Source organism: Afipia sp. GAS231 (genome assembly GCF_900103365.1).
Lineage (GTDB): Bacteria > Pseudomonadota > Alphaproteobacteria > Rhizobiales > Xanthobacteraceae > Bradyrhizobium.
The window spans coordinates 6,910,250-6,927,160 of the sequence record NZ_LT629703.1; the positions used below are offsets into that span (position 1 = coordinate 6,910,250).

17 protein-coding genes are annotated in these 16,911 nt (G+C 62.4%); 12 read left to right on the plus strand and 5 right to left on the minus strand.

All coding sequences use genetic code 11. From position 1 onward, the window contains the following. Nucleotides 1-43: 43 nt before the first annotated feature. Entirely contained in the window at nucleotides 44-853 is an 810-nt protein-coding gene (locus BLS26_RS32320; RefSeq protein ID WP_157676644.1) for an AraC family transcriptional regulator, read from the plus strand. A 32-nt stretch (nucleotides 854-885) separates the two neighbouring features. Further along, the gene (locus tag BLS26_RS32325; protein ID WP_157676645.1) at nucleotides 886-1,362 is read left to right on the plus strand and encodes an SgcJ/EcaC family oxidoreductase; all 477 of its coding nucleotides are present in this window, start codon (nucleotides 886-888) and stop codon (nucleotides 1,360-1,362) included. 278 nt (nucleotides 1,363-1,640) lie between these two features. On the opposite strand, the gene BLS26_RS32330 is transcribed toward BLS26_RS32325, so the two are convergent. Further along, entirely contained in the window at nucleotides 1,641-3,116 is a 1,476-nt protein-coding gene (locus BLS26_RS32330; protein ID WP_092516513.1) for a DHA2 family efflux MFS transporter permease subunit, read from the minus strand. Between the two features lie 111 nt (nucleotides 3,117-3,227). Between BLS26_RS32330 and BLS26_RS32335 the strand changes: the two genes are divergently transcribed. From BLS26_RS32335 to BLS26_RS32360, 6 genes are all read left to right on the plus strand, one after another. After that, entirely contained in the window at nucleotides 3,228-3,476 is a 249-nt protein-coding gene (locus tag BLS26_RS32335; protein ID WP_092516514.1) for a hypothetical protein, read from the plus strand. A gap of 311 nt (nucleotides 3,477-3,787) precedes the next feature. Continuing rightward, nucleotides 3,788-5,278 (plus strand): IMP dehydrogenase, encoded by a 1,491-nt coding sequence (guaB, locus tag BLS26_RS32340; protein ID WP_172804740.1) that lies wholly within the window; start codon nucleotides 3,788-3,790, stop codon nucleotides 5,276-5,278. Between the two features lie 167 nt (nucleotides 5,279-5,445). Then, on the plus strand, nucleotides 5,446-6,468 hold the full coding sequence (locus BLS26_RS32345) for an NADP-dependent oxidoreductase (protein WP_092516516.1): 1,023 nt from the start codon (nucleotides 5,446-5,448) through the stop codon (nucleotides 6,466-6,468). Between the two features lie 31 nt (nucleotides 6,469-6,499). Beyond that, nucleotides 6,500-7,270: an SDR family NAD(P)-dependent oxidoreductase gene (locus BLS26_RS32350; protein WP_092516517.1), complete on the plus strand. Its 771-nt coding sequence runs from the start codon at nucleotides 6,500-6,502 to the stop codon at nucleotides 7,268-7,270. Between the two features lie 87 nt (nucleotides 7,271-7,357). Further along, nucleotides 7,358-7,627, plus strand: a complete 270-nt coding sequence (locus BLS26_RS32355) for a hypothetical protein (protein ID WP_092516518.1) — start codon at nucleotides 7,358-7,360, stop codon at nucleotides 7,625-7,627. Between the two features lie 94 nt (nucleotides 7,628-7,721). Continuing rightward, nucleotides 7,722-8,933, plus strand: coding sequence for an EAL domain-containing protein (locus BLS26_RS32360; RefSeq protein ID WP_092516519.1), 1,212 nt, complete (start codon nucleotides 7,722-7,724; stop codon nucleotides 8,931-8,933). 85 nt (nucleotides 8,934-9,018) lie between these two features. Here the strand turns inward: BLS26_RS32360 and BLS26_RS32365 are convergent, their stop codons facing one another. The 3 genes from BLS26_RS32365 to BLS26_RS32375 all read right to left on the minus strand — a co-directional run bounded on the left by BLS26_RS32365 (nucleotide 9,019) and on the right by BLS26_RS32375 (nucleotide 11,796). Then, on the minus strand, nucleotides 9,019-9,855 hold the full coding sequence (locus BLS26_RS32365; RefSeq protein ID WP_092516520.1) for a metallophosphoesterase: 837 nt from the start codon (nucleotides 9,853-9,855) through the stop codon (nucleotides 9,019-9,021). 160 nt (nucleotides 9,856-10,015) lie between these two features. Further along, nucleotides 10,016-10,984: a dienelactone hydrolase family protein gene (locus BLS26_RS32370; RefSeq protein ID WP_157676646.1), complete on the minus strand. Its 969-nt coding sequence runs from the start codon at nucleotides 10,982-10,984 to the stop codon at nucleotides 10,016-10,018. Nucleotides 10,985-11,091: 107 nt separating this feature from the next. After that, a complete protein-coding gene (locus tag BLS26_RS32375) occupies nucleotides 11,092-11,796 on the minus strand; it encodes an acriflavin resistance protein (protein ID WP_244541767.1) in 705 nt (234 codons plus the stop codon). 174 nt (nucleotides 11,797-11,970) lie between these two features. On the opposite strand from BLS26_RS32375, the gene BLS26_RS32380 reads away from it, so the two are divergent. Together BLS26_RS32380 and BLS26_RS32385 are read left to right on the plus strand one after the other, a co-directional pair. Next, a complete protein-coding gene (locus BLS26_RS32380) occupies nucleotides 11,971-12,393 on the plus strand; it encodes an MAPEG family protein (RefSeq protein WP_092516522.1) in 423 nt (140 codons plus the stop codon). Between the two features lie 9 nt (nucleotides 12,394-12,402). Then, the gene (locus BLS26_RS32385; protein WP_092516523.1) at nucleotides 12,403-13,701 is read left to right on the plus strand and encodes an RsmB/NOP family class I SAM-dependent RNA methyltransferase; all 1,299 of its coding nucleotides are present in this window, start codon (nucleotides 12,403-12,405) and stop codon (nucleotides 13,699-13,701) included. A gap of 243 nt (nucleotides 13,702-13,944) precedes the next feature. On the opposite strand, the gene BLS26_RS32390 is transcribed toward BLS26_RS32385, so the two are convergent. Beyond that, nucleotides 13,945-14,319, minus strand: a complete 375-nt coding sequence (locus BLS26_RS32390) for a nuclear transport factor 2 family protein (RefSeq protein ID WP_092516524.1) — start codon at nucleotides 14,317-14,319, stop codon at nucleotides 13,945-13,947. Nucleotides 14,320-14,458: 139 nt separating this feature from the next. Here BLS26_RS32390 and guaA point away from each other — a divergent pair, with 139 nt between their 5' ends. Then, nucleotides 14,459-16,054 carry a glutamine-hydrolyzing GMP synthase gene (guaA, locus tag BLS26_RS32395; RefSeq protein WP_092516525.1) on the plus strand — a complete coding sequence of 532 codons (1,596 nt, stop codon included), beginning with the start codon at nucleotides 14,459-14,461 and terminating at the stop codon, nucleotides 16,052-16,054. Between the two features lie 219 nt (nucleotides 16,055-16,273). Then, the gene (locus tag BLS26_RS32400) at nucleotides 16,274-16,813 is read left to right on the plus strand and encodes a GFA family protein (protein ID WP_092516526.1); all 540 of its coding nucleotides are present in this window, start codon (nucleotides 16,274-16,276) and stop codon (nucleotides 16,811-16,813) included. The last annotated feature ends 98 nt before the right edge of the window (nucleotides 16,814-16,911 follow it).

A 16,911-nucleotide genomic window follows, 5' to 3' on the forward strand; every position in this document is an offset into this window, starting at 1 on the left:
ATTGTGTTGCTTCCGAGGGCTCTGCGGTCTCGGGAGGCCATGCTTGGAGATCAGCCGAGCGATACCCCACGCCACGCTTCGTGGTGTCGTGCGCGCATTCGAAGAACGGCGGGCAAGCCTCGGGTCGGCCGTGCTCAGCTGGCCGGTAGCTGCACGCCCTCACCAAATCCTCGATGTCCACCTGGCCGATCCGTATCGGGTGCGGCTCGATGGCGGTCCGGCGAAAACCGTGTCGGATACGATCGTCGTAGGGCCGCAGACCTATCGCCGCGCCCAGCTCTATCTGTCCGGCGAGATTCACGTCTTCATGATCCTGTTTCAGCCCGCCGGCCTTAACCGGCTGGTCGGTATCGACATGACTGCACTGGTCAACCAGGATCCATCGGCTTCCGAGATTCTCGGCGCGGGCGCGTCGGTGCTCGATAGCGCGATACGCCGCGCAGCGGACTTCCAGTCGCGCGTGGCCGCGGCCGAACGATGGATCGGCATCGCGATGCAGGAGCGCGGGCCAGAAGAGGCGATCGGCTATGCATCGCGACTGTTGATCGCAACACGAGGTCGCGTCCGCATTGACGATCTCGTCGAGCGATCTGATCTCGGAGCGCGTCAGTTTCAGCGCCGTTTCGCGACCCAGGTAGGGCTGACGCCCAAGCTCTATGCGCGGACCATCCGGTTTGACCGTGCGCTGGTCGCCCGCCGCAAAGCTCCGCAACGGCCGTGGACCGACATCGTCCACGAAGTCGGCTACTTCGACCAGGCGCATTTCGTGCGGGAATGTCACGCTCTGGCCGGCCTGCCGCCAAGCGCGTTCGTCGGCGACTGGGACAACATTTTTTTCCCGGCGGAAGTCTGAAATATACAAGCGCCTGTCCGAGCACTCCACGCATGATCGCTTCGATGCAGCGATTAGGGATGGCGATGGTTTCGGTTGACGATGCGACGGGCTCGAAAGTTCGAGCCGTACTGGATAGTTGGGAAGCGACCTGGAATGCGGCCGACATGACGGCCATGTGGCGGCTTGCGATCGATGATGTTCATTGGATCAATATCGTCGGGATGCATTGGCGCGGTAAGGCGGAAGTCAAGGCTGCGTTTCAGGCCTATTTCGACCTGATGTTCAAAGGGCGGTCAGCCAAGCTCGACGAGGTCGAGAGTGTCGAGGCGCTGCCCGGAGGCGCGGTTGTCGCTGTGGTCCGTTGGTCGATGGGAGGGTTCCGACAGCCCGACGGGGTCATGAGGCCGCCCGGCAAAGACCGGATGTCGCTGGTCATGGTACCGCGCGGTGACGGCCTTGCCATCGCGCACGTCGCAAACATTACGATCGATCCGGCCGCGGCGCAGTTTGACCCAATCAAGCATTAAGTCAGCCAATGCACAGGACCGAGCCGGCGCTTGATGCCCGCGTCATCAGCAGCTGATCGCGGGTGTCGTCGGTACTTTCGCTGCTGGCCCTTGAAGGCGCGGTCACACTGGCAGCCGACGTCACCGCGGGCTTACTCTCTCCATAAAGGTAGAGAGCCGTCACGACAGCGTGACCGCTTCGATTCTTTAGCGCCTATTAACAAAAGTGTCAGCAGGATTTGGCCGACCTGGCTGTAATGTCAGGTGATATGTCTGCGCAAATAGCCGCAGGTTCCGATTTACCCCAGCCGCTGATCGCGCGCATCCTCGGTGCCTTCGCCGGCGGCGATCGCTGCCGCCTTGGCGGCACCCTTGCGGCTGGAAATCTCGACCGCCTTGCGGCCCGAAATCTCGTGGCCGGCATCGTCGGGCATTTGCCAGAAGAAATAGGCCGATGTGGCCGAGATGATCGAGACCACGAGGAACGCCGGCGCAAACATGCTGGCGTCGAGTTCGGTGACGTGATGGTACAGCATGGTCGATTCCACCGAGAAGGCGCCCACCGCGACGCCGGCGGAAATCGCCAGTTGCTGGTTGACGCTGACCAGCGTGGTGGCGCGGCTCATCTGGGCCGGTTCGACCTCGGCATAGGCGACGGTGGTGATCGCGGTGAATTGCAGCGAGCGGAAGAAGCCGCCGACCACGAGGATGATGAAAATCAGCATCAGCGGCGTCGTCACCGTGAACAAGGCGCAGGCCGCGAGAAACACCGAACTGACCACGGCGTTGATCGTCATCAGGTTGCGGAAGCCGAAGGTGCGGATGATGCGCGCGGCCAGCGTCTTCATCCCCATCGCGCCGACGGCGGAAGAGAACGTCACCAGGCCGGACTGGAACGGCGACAGGCCGAAGCCGACCTGCATCAACAACGGCAGCAGGAACGGCAGCGCGCCGATACCGAGCCGGAACAGAAAGCCGCCGATGATGGCGGCCCGCATCGTCGACAGCCGCAGCAGCGAAAAATCCAGCACCGGCGATCCCGTTCGCCGCGCATGCATGACATACAGTGTCATCGAGATCGATCCGACGGCGACCAGGCCTGCAATGATCGACCACGGCAACAGATTGAGCCCGGCGACCGAAAGGCCGAAGGCAAGGCCGGCGAGGCCAACGCCCGCCAGCAACAGCCCGTAGAGATCGAACCGCTCCGGATCTTCGCTGCGGATCGGATCGATATACTTCATCGCCAGGAAGATGCCGAGCAGGCCGATCGGAATGTTGATCAGGAAAATCCAGTGCCATGAGAAATAGGTGGTGATGAAACCGCCGAGCGGCGGACCGATCACGGGTCCGATCAGCGCCGGCACCGTCACCCAGGTCATGGCATTGACGAGCGCGCTCTTGTCGATCGAGCGCAGCAGCACCAGCCGGCCGACCGGCGTCATCATCGCCCCGCCCATGCCCTGCAGGATGCGGGCGATCACGAAATGGGTGACCGATTGCGACAGCGCGCAGCCGATCGATCCCACCATGAACACCGCGATGGCGATCGCAAACACCATGCGCGCGCCGAACCGGTCGGCGGTCCAGCCGCTGGCGGGAATGAACACGGCCAGCGACAGCAGATAGGAGGTGATCGCGAGCTTGAGCGTCAGCGGGCTGGTGCCGATATCCGCCGCGATCGCCGGCAACGAGGTCGCAATGACTGTCGAGTCCATGTTCTCCATGAACAGGGCGGTCGCGACGATCAGCGGGATCAGGCGTTGTTTGTCCATCGGGATTCGCAAGGAGGCGGGTGAGGCGCTGTATCACCCCCGTGTCGCGCAAGCTATTGCGGAACCGGACATACCACCTAAATCCTGAGCGACGCCGCCGGAGACCGCGCCATGATCTATGTCCTCGCTGCCTTGCTGCCGCCGCTCGGCCTGCTCCTGAACGGGCAGCCGTTTTCGGCGATTTTCAACGTGATTCTGATCGTGTTTTGCCTGGTTTTCGGCCTGATTTTCCACGTCCTGCTGCTGGTGCCGTCGGCGCATGCGCTCATCGCCGTTCACATGAGGCGGGAAGATCGCCGGCACCGGGAGGTGGTGGAGGCGATCCGCCAGCACGGGCCGCCGCCGGGGTATCAGCGCTAAACCCTGCACTGGCTTTCATCGCGTTTTCGAGCGAAGTGGGTGCCGGTTCGCGTGAAGAAAACGCGTCAAAACAAGAGGCTAGAGCCCGGTTCTGATTTCTAATCAGAACCGAAAAGGCTCCAGAAAACAGGCTTTTCGCGAAAAGCCTGTGCATGGCTGGCAAACGCTTTGATTCGGCGAATTGCCATGCTATCGACCACCGTCAACCCCACCGATGGGCTTCGATTCGACGGCGATGCCGGTAGCATCGCCGAAGGCGGCGTTCATCCCAAGATAATATCGCGGCGGAAGGCCGCCGAAAGGAGTTGGCAATGGCGCAGGGACTTCAGGATATCCGCGAAGCGTACACGTTTGACGACGTGCTGCTGAAGCCAGGTCCCTCGGACGTTCTGCCAGGTCAGGTCGATATCCGCTCCCGCGCCACCCGCGAGATTCCGCTCAACATTCCGATCATCGCATCCGCGATGGACACCGTCACCGAAGCGCGCATGGCAATCGCGATGGCGCAGGCCGGCGGCGTCGGCGTCATCCACCGCAATTTCGATCCTGAAGGCCAGGCGGCGCAGGTGCGGCAGGTCAAGAAATACGAATCCGGCATGGTGGTGAACCCGCTGACCATCAGTCCGGATGCCATGCTTTCTGACGCGACGGCGTTGATGCATGACCATGGATTTTCCGGCATTCCGGTGGTGACCGGAGGCAGCAAGGGCGTCCCCGGCAAGCTGGTCGGCATTCTCACTAACCGCGACGTGCGCTTCGCCACCGATCCCAAGCAGAAAATCTCGGAGCTGATGACGCATGAAAACCTCGTCACGGTGCGCGAAGGCGTCAGCCAGGACGAGGCCAAGCGGATGCTGCACCAGCACCGCATCGAAAAGTTGCTCGTCGTCGACGACCAGTATCGCTGCGTCGGCCTGATCACCGTCAAGGACATGGAAAAGGCGGTCGCGCATCCCTTGGCCTGCAAGGATGCGCAGGGCCGCTTGCGCGTCGCGGCGGCGACAACCGTCGGCGACGGCGGCTTTGAACGCACCGAACTGCTGATCGATGCCGGTGTCGATCTGGTTGTCGTCGATACCTCGCACGGCCATTCGTCGCATGTGCTGGAAGCGGTCAATCGCATCAAGCGGCTCTCCAACGCCGTGCAGGTGATCGCCGGAAATATCGCAACGAAAGAAGGCGCGCAGGCGCTGATCGATGCGGGCGCGGATGCGATCAAGGTCGGCATCGGCCCGGGCTCGATCTGCACCACCCGCATCGTCGCCGGTGTCGGCGTGCCGCAGCTCACCGCGATCATGGACGCGGTCGAGGCCGCGAAGAAGTCGGACATTCCCGTGATTGCGGATGGCGGCATCAAATATTCAGGCGATCTCGCCAAGGCGCTCGCCGCCGGCGCCGACATCGCCATGGTCGGCTCGCTCCTGGCCGGCACCGACGAAACGCCCGGCGAAGTGTTTCTGTGGCAGGGCCGCTCCTACAAGGCCTATCGCGGCATGGGCTCGGTCGGCGCGATGGCGCGCGGCTCGGCCGACCGCTACTTCCAGCAGGACATCAAGGACACGCTGAAGCTGGTGCCTGAAGGCATCGAGGGCCAGGTGCCGTACAAAGGCCCGGTCGGCAATGTCATGCATCAGCTTGCGGGCGGTCTCCGCGCCGCGATGGGCTATGTCGGCGCTCGCAACCTCGCCGAATTCCACGAGAAGGCCCAGTTCGTCCGCATCACCGGCGCGGGCTTGCGCGAAAGCCACGTCCACGACGTGACGATCACCCGCGAAAGCCCGAATTACCCGGGCGGGGTGTAAGTCGCTTCCACGGCGCGGAATTCACTGCCGTCATTGCCTGCAACAAACGCGAAGCGTTGTGCAAGGGAGCAAAGCGACGAAGCAATCCATTCCGCGGCTTGCGGAGGCATGGATTGCTTCGCTACGCTCGCAGTGACGAAATAATATAAAAACCAGAGGAAACAGCCATGTCTCAAGGCAAACGCATTGTTCTCGCCGCTCGTCCCAAGGGCGAGCCGAAGCTGTCCGATTTCCGCCTCGAGGATTGCCCGGTGCCGACACCCGGCGCCGGCGAAGTCCTGCTGCGGACCATCTGGCTGTCGCTCGATCCCTACATGCGCGGCCGCATGAGCGACGGGCCATCCTATGCCGCACCGGTGCCGGTCGACGGCGTAATGGAAGGCGGCACCGTCAGCGAAGTGATCGCGTCGAACAATCCTGCCTTTGCCAAGGGCGATGTGGTGCTGTCGCGTGCCGGCTGGCAGACGCATGCGATTTCGGACGGCAAGGGACTGACGAAGATCGATCCCAAGATCGCGCCGGTCTCGACCGCGGTCGGCGTACTCGGCATGCCCGGCATGACGGCCTACACGGGCCTGCTCGATATCGGCCAACCCAAGTCCGGCGAGACCGTCGTCGTCGCCGCGGCCTCCGGCGCTGTCGGTTCGGCGGTCGGCCAGATCGCGCGGATCAAGGGCGCGCGGGCGGTCGGCATCGCCGGCGGCAAGGACAAGTGCGACTACGTGAAGAAGGAGCTCGGGTTCGACGATTGCCTCGATCACCGCGATCCTCAGCTCGCGGCGAAACTGAAAGAGGCCTGCCCGAAAGGCATCGACGTCTATTTTGAAAATGTCGGCGGCGCGGTGTTCGAGGCGGTATTCCCGTTGCTGAATGCGTTCGCGCGCATTCCGGTGTGCGGCCTGATCGCGGAATACAATAACTTCGGCGAAACCAGTCCGAAATGGGCCGGCGCGATGATGCGCAGCGTGCTGACCAAGCGCCTCACCATCCGCGGCTTTATCGTCTCTGACTTCGCCGCGCGTTATGCTGACTTCCTGCGCGACATGTCGGGCTGGGTCCGCGAGGGCAAGGTCAAGCACAAGGAGTTCGTCACCGAAGGGCTCGACAGCGCGCCCGCGGCGTTCATGGGCCTGTTGAAGGGCGCCAACTTCGGCAAGCAACTGGTGCGGGTCGGGCCGGACAATGCGTAGAGCCCAGAAAACATCTCGGAGAAGATGAGCCATGGCAGGGATTCTTGAAGGCAAGGTCGCGCTCGTCACCGGCGGCGCGTCGGGGATTGGGCAGGCGACCGCTGTGGTGATGGCGCGCGAGGGCGCCGTTGTCGCGGTCACCGACCGCGCCGAGGCGGATGCCGCGGCGACGGTGGCGCTGATCAATGCCGCCGGCGGGCAGGCGATTGCGATCGGCGGCGACGTCACGCGCGAAGCCGATGTCGCCGCGATGGTGGCGCGCACGGTCGCAGCCTTCGGGCGGATCGATTGCGCGTTCAACAATGCCGGCATTGCGCCACGCGCCGTCGGTCCCGCCGGCCAGCGCATTCACGAGCTCAGCCAGGAATCGTTCGATCGTATGCTCGCCGTCAACCTGACTGGCGTGTTTCTGTGTCTCAAGCACGAAGTCACCCAGATGCTGTCGCAGGGCAAGGGCGGCGCGATCGTCAACACCGCCTCGATCGCCGGCCTGGTTGGGCTTGCCACCTCGTCGCATTACGTCGCGGCCAAGCACGGCGTGGTCGGACTGACCAAGAGTGCGGCGCTCGAATACGCCCTCGACGGCATCCGCGTGAACTGCGTCAATCCCGGCTACATCACCACGCCAATGACCAGGGAGACCGTCGAAGAGCGCGGCGATGAAATTCTCGCCAAGGTGCCGATGCGGCGGATGGGCGTGCCGACCGAAATCGCGGAAGCCGTGGCCTGGATGTGTTCCGACAAGGCCTCGTTCATGACCGGTGCCGCACATGCGATCGACGGCGGCTACTACGCCGCCTGAGGCGGCGATCCTGTTGAAGGGCGCGAAATTCGGCAAGCAACTGGTGCGGGTCGGGCCGACAAGGCGTGAGCCTCAGCGCGCTCATCGATGACTGCTTTCGACGCAAAAACGCCCGATCAAAGCCTCACTTCCGATCTGATGACGCCCGATGCCTTATTGCATGGGATGTCGCGGCTGTTTGCCGCCGCGAGGTGGCGCACGGCTGATCTGTTGCTGTACCAAAACGGGAGAGAGCATCAGCTTCGATGCTTCGGGATAAAGACGATCATGAACATGCGCGACATGCCGACGATTGTCGGGATGCCGCGGCATATTGTTGGCGATCGATGTTGCACTTCGGCATCGACGAATCTTTAAATCGAAAGACGGCGTCCGGCTTATTGCTGCGCCAACCGACCAACCTAAAATACCTCGATCAGGATAACCGCCGCTCGAACCCTCAACGTCGCGCATGAACACTCAGCATTCGGAACCAGGAACCAAACGCCCCATATTTGGGCAACGAAAAATCGCGCCTCGCGTTTTGGTTGTCGATGGAAAGAATCACAATCGCACCTTTCTCATCGAGATTCTCGAGGAACTGGGCTTCATTTCCAGCGAATGCGCGAGTTCCGCTGAGCTGACTGCCGTACTTGACGCTGCGCCGGATATTATCGTTCTCGGAATGTCGGGTGATGGCATCGAGCTCGACAAAATTTTAGGGATTCTTGCTGCAAACGAGTTCGGCGGGTGGGTGCTTTCCATCGGCCCGCGGGACTCGACCCTTCTCACCGCTGTGCGGCAACTTGGCAATGAGCTGGGCATTGCAATGCTGCCGACGTTGCCGACGCCCTTCAGCGCCGAAGCGCTGCGCGACAGCCTCTCCATGTTTCTTCCTCAGGGAGCAAGACCCCGCCCGGTCGTCGACGTAGCAGAAGCGCTAAAGCTGGACTGGTTCGAATTGTGGTATCAGCACAAAATCGACGCCCATTCGCTCGCTCCGCGCGGCGCCGAGGCACTTGTCCGCATGCGCCATCCCACCTGGGGAATTGTTTCGCCCGCAGATTTCATCCCCGATTGCAGGGATCCGAGCTTCCGCGGATTTTCGGAGCTGGTGATCAACCGCGCCCTGGAAGATTGGCACTATTTCCTCGGGCAGCAAGGCCCGATCGGAATCTCGATTAACTTGCCGGTCGCCTTTCTTGGGGATCAATCGGCGGTCGCAGAGATGTGCCTGAAAATGCCGAAGCATCCGGCGTTCGGCGGATTGCTCATCGAAATTGGCTGCGAAGATGTCTTGCGTCATCGTGATATGGTGCTGGAAATTGCTCAACGACTGAGGTTTCGAAACATCGCGATCTCGATTGACGACGTTGGCGCCGACTGGCCGGCCCTGGCGGCGTTCGATATCTTTCCCTTCATTGAACTCAAGGTTGATCGGCAATTCATCAACGGCTGCGCGGATGACCGGCTGAAACAAATCGTGTGTCGTGGAATCCTCGATCTCGCAGATTACCATGGTGTGCGGACAGTCGCGAAGGGTGTCGAAACCCGTGCTGATTTCTGCGCAATCCACGATATGGGTTTTGACCAGGTCCAGGGGTTCCTGTTCGGCAAGCCGTTGAGCGCCAGGAAATTCGCGCGGGCGGCCCTCACGCGCTCTTCACTGATCACGCAAAATTAGAGCGGGGCATGGTTGCCGTTGTCGGCGGTCAGGACGTCGGCTAGGGCGATCTGTCGGCCGTCCGACGTGGAGGTAGCTCCGACCCTCAGCTTTTCGACGCCTTGAGCACGTCGTCGAGATCGATATCGATCTGGCCCTGTGCCTTGACGTGACGAACCTCAAAACTGTCGGACGCAAACCGATACTCGACCAGCCCGCATTCCTTGATGCCGATCAGCTCCTGCCGCGCTTCCGAAATCTTGAAGGCGGCCGACGGCGCCCAGACGTGGCGGGTGTGGCCAAACGTGAAGTCGCGGCGCTGGTGAACGTGGCCTGACGCGATCAGCCGCAGGTTGACCTTGCCCAACATCTCGATCAGTTGCTGGCGCCGGGGCTGCGGCACGTAGCGGATCGCGGAAGACTCAAGCTCGGGATCGCCGGGCGTGTTGAGAAACAGCGGCTTGTGGATGAACAGCGCCACCGGCTTGCCGTTCACACGTCCGAGTTCTGACGCGAGCCAGTCGAATTGCTCGGCCTCGCTTTCGATCCCGGTGTTCATGATCAGCGAGTTCAGTCCGATGAAGCACCAGCCGGCCTCCTCGAAGCGCCAGCGGTCCTCGCCGATCACGTCGATGAAATTCTGCCGCAGCGGCTCGGTCGCCGGATGTGGCGGCACCGGGCCGATCGCGGTCGGGTTGTCGCCGAGGTCGTGATTGCCGGGAAGATAGCGGCAGGGCACCGGCAGCGCCTCATGCAGCGACTTGGCGAATTCGAGATCCTTCCGGCTGGTCGGGCCGTCGAACGAGAGATCGCCGCTGTTGACCACGATGTCCGGCCGCGTCGCGTCGATATGCGCGCGGACGTGATCGAAATTGTCGGTCAGCAGTTGCAGACGGCGGGCGAGGTGGGTATCCGAAATTTGCGTCAGGCGGAACTGGGTCATGCAATATTCCTTTTGGTCTCCTGCTATCAAAATTTGAAATCGAAACGATGACGAAATTGAAAATCGTGTCACATCATACTTAGTTTCATACTTAGTTATCATCCCCGCCTTGTACGCAATTGCGCACGAGGCGGGTGATGACAACTCGCCTCGTTGACAATCAACCCAACGTCCGTTGCCAGAACGCCAGCATATCCGCGCGAAACAATTCGCTCTCGCCGGCGCGGCTGCCGATCTTGGCGCCCTTGCGGCCGTAACCGGCCGTCAGCGCGTAGACCATCAGGTCGCGATCACTGAGCTTGCTGTCGGCGACATCGCGCAGCGGATGGATGAAGGCGCCGCTATCATCGAGGTACACCGTCGGCGCAGCGGGGGAGACCGAGGCTTCCGCGACGTTGACGATGTCGGTGCCGCGATCAAAGCTGTGCTGCGCGCCGCCGATCAGCCGCATCGCGATCGAGCCGCCGGCAAGACGGATCGCCTGGCAATGGCCCTGCACCTGCATCGGTGAGCACCATTCGTCGGCATCGCCCATGACAACGCGAATCTGGGTTTCGCCAACCCGCGGATCGAGAAACTGGTGACCGCTCCAGGGATAGGCGGCGAGCACCGCCTTGAGCCCGGCGCCTTCGCCCAGCACGGCATCGGCGAAGCGGCGCGCGGCGGCTGTCATCACGGCGGATCCGCCGCGGCTGTGGCCCTGTGCGCCGATCCTGTTGGCATCGATCTGCGGATGGCCGGCCAAAATCTTCCACGCCGCCAGCACGTCATAGGCGCTGGATGCGAATGAAAACTGGGTCTGGTTGGCGACGGTGGAAGTAACATCGCGCGCGCCAAAGCTGTCGAGCACGAAGGTGGCGAAGCCGTCATCCGTCAGTGTCTCGGCATGGGCGAGATGCGATGGGGCGACGCCGAGGCTACCCGGCACCACCAGGACCAGCGGCAATTTTCCGCCGCGTTGACGCTTGTCAACGGATGGCAGGAAGAGCTTGCCGTCGATGGTCAATTTGGAGAGGCCGGCGGCGTTGCTGACGACGTCGAAGTAGTTGAGCGGATTGGCGGAGGGAATGTCGAGATTCTGTCCCTTGCTGCCATGCGCAAAGACAATGTCCTGATCGCGAAACCGCAAGGCGTTATCCCCTGTCATGGCGGCCGCTTGAATGCGGCGATTGATGTCGGGGATAATCTGCAACGCGCCGCGTTCGGCGTCCAGCCGCGATGCTTGCTTAAAAGATTTCAGAGCACGCGATAGCGGATCGCGAAGGCGTCATGGATCGCGGGCGTGGCGTCGCCTTTCGCAGCCGTCACGCCGTCGGCGAGATGCCACGGGCCGTAGCGGTCGGAGCGCGTCGGGCTGGCCGGCAGCCGCAGCTTGAACCGGCACTGGCTGTCGCCGGAGAGGTTGAGCACCACGAAGCGTTCAGCGGTGCGGTAGTCGAGCGTCACGGTGCCCTTCAGGATATTGCGGCCGTCGGCGGTCGGAACCAGTGTGTCGTCGACTTGCGCGAGTTTTTGATTCCGGTCGGTTTGCAGTTCCACCTGCGTATCGCTAACTGCCGAGAGCGCGGCCTTCGGTAGCCGGATTTCGAACTCGACCGCAGGCTTGGTCGGATTGATGCCAAGATAGGCCAGCGCCGCGTTCCGCATGTCCGAAATCACGAAGGCGAGCAGCACCAGCACGGCGGAGGCGGCGAGGCCGTGCTTCACGAGATCGCGCCGGCTGCGGTAGCCGCTGCGGAAATAGATCGACAACCCGATCGCAACCGCCAGCGCCGCGGCCACGCCGGATAGCGCCGACATGATCATGCCGAGCCCGCCGTCCGGGCTGTCGTCGAACAGGCCGGTCCCGGTGCCTAGGATTTTCAGCAATGAGGCGACGGAATCGGCGGGCAGTTCGGCGACACGGGCGGCACTTGCCAGGATCGGGGAGGTGATGTTCATCGAGCCATCTCGCGGGGGCGTCTTGGAGCCGGTTTGCGGCCGGAACCTCTGGAACTCTCGATAATTGGTCACTTGAGGCCGGATTGTGGTTCATGACCCGCATCAAGGCTGATTTGTCAGCGGGCGGCCTGACGGCTAAGAGCTTGTTCTGGCGCGGCCTTAGGGGGGATTCTCATGTCGGTTCAAATGGTTTTGCTGCCGGTATTCGTTCTGGTCGGGCTTGCCTTCTTTTTGCTGTTGGGAATGGCCGCCGGCCGTGGCCGGGCGCTGAAGGGCGGAGAGACCAACCCCAGGGACGTCGCACAGGGGCAGGCGAAATGGCCGGCACGGACGGCGCAAATCGGCGATTGCTTCTCCAACCAGTTCGAAATACCGGTCCTGTTCTACATCCTGATCGCGCTGGCGCTGCCGTTGCGCCACGCCGACCTCTTCATCGTGCTGATGTCCTGGGTGTTCGTGGTGCTGCGGTTCATCCACGCCGGGATATTCGTCACCTCCAACAACGTCCAGCAGCGCGGCATGGTTTGGTTTGCCGGCGTGCTGGTGCTGCTGGCGATGTGGATCTACTTCGCGCTGAAAATCCTGCTGTTGATCTGAAAGCCCTGAATGACTCCCGCCGCCCGGCTGTCCGCAGCCATCGAACTGATCGAGACCATCGACGCCCAGCGCGTTCCCGCGGCGAAGGTGCTGAAGGAGTGGGGCACCGCGCACCGCTTTGCCGGATCCGGCGACCGCGCCGCCATCGCCGGCCTGATCTGGGACGTGCTGCGCCGGCGCGCCTCGAGCGCGTGGATCATGGATGCCGATACGCCGCGCGCGCGCGTGCTCGGCATGCTCAAGCTCGAGCGCGGCATGGATGCCGACGCAATCTCAAATCTTTGCCATGGCGACCGCTTTGCCCCGGAGCCGCTGAGCGCCGGCGAACGCGCCGCGCTGACCTCGCGGACGCTGGATGAGGCGCCGCCGCACATCGCCGGCGACTATCCGGAATGGCTGGACCCGCATCTGGCCAACGTCTTCGGCGACGATCGCGTGGCGGAAGCCACCGCGATGGCGAGCCGGGCGCCGCTCGACCTCCGTGTCAACACGCTGAAGTCCAATCGCGACAAGGTGTTGCCGCGGCTTTCGCATCTCGGCACCGAGCCGACGCCGTGGTCGCCGATCGGCCTGCGCATCGAACTCGGCGCCGACGCCCGCAACCCCGGCATCCATGCCGAGGAAGACTTTATTAAAGGCGCGATCGAGGTCCAGGACGAGGGTTCGCAGTTGGCAGCCTTGCTGTCCGGCGCCAAACCCGGCGAGCAGGTGATCGATCTCTGCGCCGGCGCCGGCGGCAAGACGCTGGCATTGGCGGCGATGATGCAGGGCAAGGGCCGGCTTATTGCGACCGATCACGACAAGCGCCAGCTCGCCCCGATCTACGAGCGGCTGTCGCGCGCCGGCATCCATAATGCCGATGTCCGCGCCCCGAAGGGCGACGCCGATCCGCTCGCCGACATCAGGGCCTCCGCCGATCTGGTGCTGATCGACGCGCCCTGTACCGGCACCGGCACCTGGCGCCGCAACCCCGACGCCAAATGGCGGATGCGCCCCGGCGCGCTGGAAGTGCGCTTGAAGGACCAGGCCGAAGTGCTTGATCGCGCGAGCGCGCTGGTGAAGCCGGGCGGCCGCATCGCTTACGTGACGTGCTCGGTACTCCCGGCCGAAAATGGCGAGCAGATCCGGGCGTTCATGGCGCGGCATCCCGAATTTTCTGTGGTGCCGCCGGAGCAGACGGCGAGCGTGCTGTGGGATAAGGCCGAGGATTTTGCGAAAGCAGCGCTGCAGTCCGCGGAAGGCTGGCTGATGACGCCGCGCAGGACGGGGACGGACGGGTTTTTCGTCAGCGTGTTGAAGAAGGCTTAAGGAACGCCGTCATTCCGGGGCGCGTCGAAGACGCGAACTACGGTGCGCAATTGCGCACCTGAGAATCTCGAACTTCTCCGATGCGCAATTGCGCATCGTAGTTCGATGCTTTGCATCGCCCCGGAACGACGGTGCAAAATTTTCCCCGTCATTGCGAGGAGCGCAGCGACGAAGCAATCCAGCTTTCTTCGTGCCGCAAAGATGGATTGCTTCGCTTCGCTCGCAATGACGGCGTTGGGCATCTCATCCCGCCAGATGGTTCGCCGACCCCTGCTTGATCTTCCCCGCCGCATCGAGCCGCAGATACTCGCAAATCTTCGCCCCGCGCTCGTTCTGGTAAAACACCACGATGCTGTCCGGGCTCACATACGTATCGATCAGCTCAAACCGCAGGTTCGCAATCATCGACAACGCCTTGCTCCAGTAGGCGCGGACATTCTCCTTGCCGCGCAGCGTCCCTGAGGCGTCGAAGCCGAGTGCGGGGATCTTGTCCGATGTCATCTCGAAGTCGTCGGAATAGAGCGCCAGCATCCGCTCCAGATCGTGCGAGTTCCAGGCGGCGATCCAGTCCCGCCCGAGCGCGGCGAGATGCGTTGGTTCGTGATGCGACGACGGCATTGGTTTCCTCCATTCTGCCTCTGGGACAAATTAGGTCAATAATACTGACCTAATTGCGTCTGTCCATCCCCTGCAGAAGAATGTGGGCCGCCCGTTTGCCGCGGTTGCGAGAGGGCGTCCCGTCGCGTAATTCCTCTCCATGACAGCAGCACAGCCCTCAGCTAAGTCGACGCCAACACTGGCCTCGGCGCATGACAAGATTCTGATCGTCGATTTCGGCAGTCAGGTGACGCAACTGATCGCGCGCCGGGTGCGCGAGGAGGGCGTCTATTCGGAAATCGTGCCGTTCCAGAAGGCGGAGCAAGCCTTCAAGGAAATGAAGCCGAAAGCCGTGATCCTCTCCGGCGGACCGGAGTCGGTGCACGAGGCCGGCTCGCCGCGCGCGCCGCAGGCGATCTTCGATTCCGGCGTGCCTGTGCTCGGCATCTGCTACGGCCAGATGACCATGGCCGCCCAGCTCGGCGGCGAAGTCGAGGGCGGCCACCACCGCGAATTCGGCCGCGCCGATGTCGAGGTCAAGGCGGCCAGCAACCTGTTCGAGTCCACCTGGGGCATCGGCGAAAAGCATCCGGTGTGGATGAGCCATGGCGATCGCATCACCAAGATGCCGCCGGGCTTCACGGTGGCGGGCGTTTCGCCGAATGCGCCGTTCGCGGTGATCCAGGACGAGAAGCGCAGATATTACGGCCTGATGTTCCACCCCGAAGTGGTGCACACGCCCGACGGCGCCAAACTGATCCGCAATTTCGTCCGCAAGGTCGCCGGCCTCACCGGCGACTGGACCATGCGCGCGTTTCGTGAAGAGGCGATCGAAAAAATCCGCGCCCAGGTAGGCTCGGGCAGGGTGATCTGCGGCCTCTCCGGCGGCGTCGATTCCGCGGTTGCCGCGGTGCTGATCCATGAAGCCGTCGGCGACCAGCTCACCTGCGTGTTCGTCGATCACGGCATGCTGCGGCTCGACGAGGCCAAGACCGTCGTCGACCTGTTCCGGCACCACTACAATATTCCGCTGGTGCATGTGGACGCCTCGAAGCAGTTCCTCGGCGAGCTCGCTGGGGTCACCGACCCCGAAGTGAAGCGCAAGACCATCGGCCGCCTGTTCATCGACGTGTTCGACGCGGAAGCGAAGAAAATCGGCGGCGCGGATTTCCTGGCGCAGGGCACGCTCTATCCCGATGTGATCGAGAGCGTCTCCTTCACCGGCGGCCCGTCGGTGACCATCAAGTCGCACCACAATGTCGGCGGCCTTCCTGATCGCATGAACATGAAGCTGGTCGAACCGTTGCGCGAACTGTTCAAGGACGAAGTCCGCGTGCTCGGGCGCGAACTCGGCCTGCCCGAGATTTTCGTCGGCCGCCATCCGTTCCCCGGCCCGGGCCTCGCCATCCGCTGCCCCGGCGACATCACAAAGGAAAAGCTCGACATCCTCCGCAACGCCGACGCGGTTTATATCGATCAAATCCGAAAAGCCGGCCTCTACGACCAGATCTGGCAGGCCTTCGCCGTGCTGCTGCCGGTGAAAACCGTCGGCGTCATGGGCGACGGCCGCACCTACGAATACGTCGTAGGTCTCCGCGCCGTCACCTCCACCGACGGCATGACCGCCGACTTCTACGCCTTCGACATGAAATTCCTCGGCGAGACCGCAACGCGGATCATCAACGAGGTCAAGGGCGTGAACCGGGTGGTGTACGACGTGACGTCGAAGCCGCCGGGGACGATTGAGTGGGAGTAGGGGGCTAGGCGGCCATCGCGCCATCGGGGATCCCTGACCCGAAAAGCGGCTGTTCCCGCCGCGCGCTCTGAATGTCGAGCAAGAAAATTTCCAGGACGATGTCGATTTCCGACAAGCTCGCTCGTTGTCCAGATGAGACGCCAAAAGGGCCGGCTCAGACAGGGAGACAACGATGCGGGTTATGGTGTTCGGGAAAGCCATCTCGGAAAGCATATCGGCATGACGCAAACCACTCACCTTTCATGTATCTGCGGACAAACTCGCCTTGCCGTCGAGGGAACGCCCATCCTTGCCGCCGAATGCTGTTGCACAAGTTGCCGGACTGCAGGCGGCAGGCTGGAAGCCTTGCCCGGCGCACCGAAAATCGTGGAGCCAAATGGCTCGACTCAATTGATTCTCTATCGCAAGGATCGCGTCCATTTTGACAAGGGCGCCGAACTGCTGAGAGAGCATCGGCTCACACCGCAATCTGCAACCCGCCGTGTGGTCGCCATCTGTTGCAATACACCGATTTTCCTGGAGTTCACGAAAGGGCATTGGCTAAGTCTTTATGGATATCTTTGGTCTCCAGAAACGCGACCTCGTATTGAAATGCGCACAATGACGAGTGACGCGCTTCCAGGAGTGAACCTCTCCAACGATATTCCAAACCCCAAACGTCATACCTTCTCTTTCTTCGTCAAGCTGCTGTCTGCCTGGCCCGCAATGGGTTTCAGCGTTCCGAAGATTACATTCGTGAAGGGAGAGATCGATGACTAAGCAGCTCGTAGGGTGGATTAGCCGAAGGCGTAATCCACCGCTTTGCTTCAGAATTTGGTGGCGGCGGGTTACGCTTCGCTAATCCGCCCTACGGGCTA

Bases quoted from the DNA above. Each gene is read 5' to 3' on its own strand.
- BLS26_RS32365 (WP_092516520.1), bottom strand. From the start codon at position 9,855: ATGACCCAGTTCCGCCTGACGCAAATTTCGGATACCCACCTCGCCCGC.
- BLS26_RS32400 (WP_092516526.1), top strand. From the start codon at position 16,274: ATGACGCAAACCACTCACCTTTCATGTATCTGCGGACAAACTCGCCTT.
- BLS26_RS32390 (WP_092516524.1), bottom strand. From the start codon at position 14,319: ATGCCGTCGTCGCATCACGAACCAACGCATCTCGCCGCGCTCGGGCGG.
- guaB (WP_172804740.1), top strand. From the start codon at position 3,788: ATGGCGCAGGGACTTCAGGATATCCGCGAAGCGTACACGTTTGACGAC.
- BLS26_RS32355 (WP_092516518.1), top strand. From the start codon at position 7,358: ATGACTGCTTTCGACGCAAAAACGCCCGATCAAAGCCTCACTTCCGAT.
- BLS26_RS32385 (WP_092516523.1), top strand. From the start codon at position 12,403: ATGACTCCCGCCGCCCGGCTGTCCGCAGCCATCGAACTGATCGAGACC.
- guaA (WP_092516525.1), top strand. From the start codon at position 14,459: ATGACAGCAGCACAGCCCTCAGCTAAGTCGACGCCAACACTGGCCTCG.
- BLS26_RS32345 (WP_092516516.1), top strand. From the start codon at position 5,446: ATGTCTCAAGGCAAACGCATTGTTCTCGCCGCTCGTCCCAAGGGCGAG.
- BLS26_RS32330 (WP_092516513.1), bottom strand. From the start codon at position 3,116: ATGGACAAACAACGCCTGATCCCGCTGATCGTCGCGACCGCCCTGTTC.
- BLS26_RS32375 (WP_244541767.1), bottom strand. From the start codon at position 11,796: ATGAACATCACCTCCCCGATCCTGGCAAGTGCCGCCCGTGTCGCCGAA.
- BLS26_RS32350 (WP_092516517.1), top strand. From the start codon at position 6,500: ATGGCAGGGATTCTTGAAGGCAAGGTCGCGCTCGTCACCGGCGGCGCG.
- BLS26_RS32325 (WP_157676645.1), top strand. From the start codon at position 886: ATGATCGCTTCGATGCAGCGATTAGGGATGGCGATGGTTTCGGTTGAC.
- BLS26_RS32380 (WP_092516522.1), top strand. From the start codon at position 11,971: ATGTCGGTTCAAATGGTTTTGCTGCCGGTATTCGTTCTGGTCGGGCTT.
- BLS26_RS32335 (WP_092516514.1), top strand. From the start codon at position 3,228: ATGATCTATGTCCTCGCTGCCTTGCTGCCGCCGCTCGGCCTGCTCCTG.
- BLS26_RS32360 (WP_092516519.1), top strand. From the start codon at position 7,722: ATGAACACTCAGCATTCGGAACCAGGAACCAAACGCCCCATATTTGGG.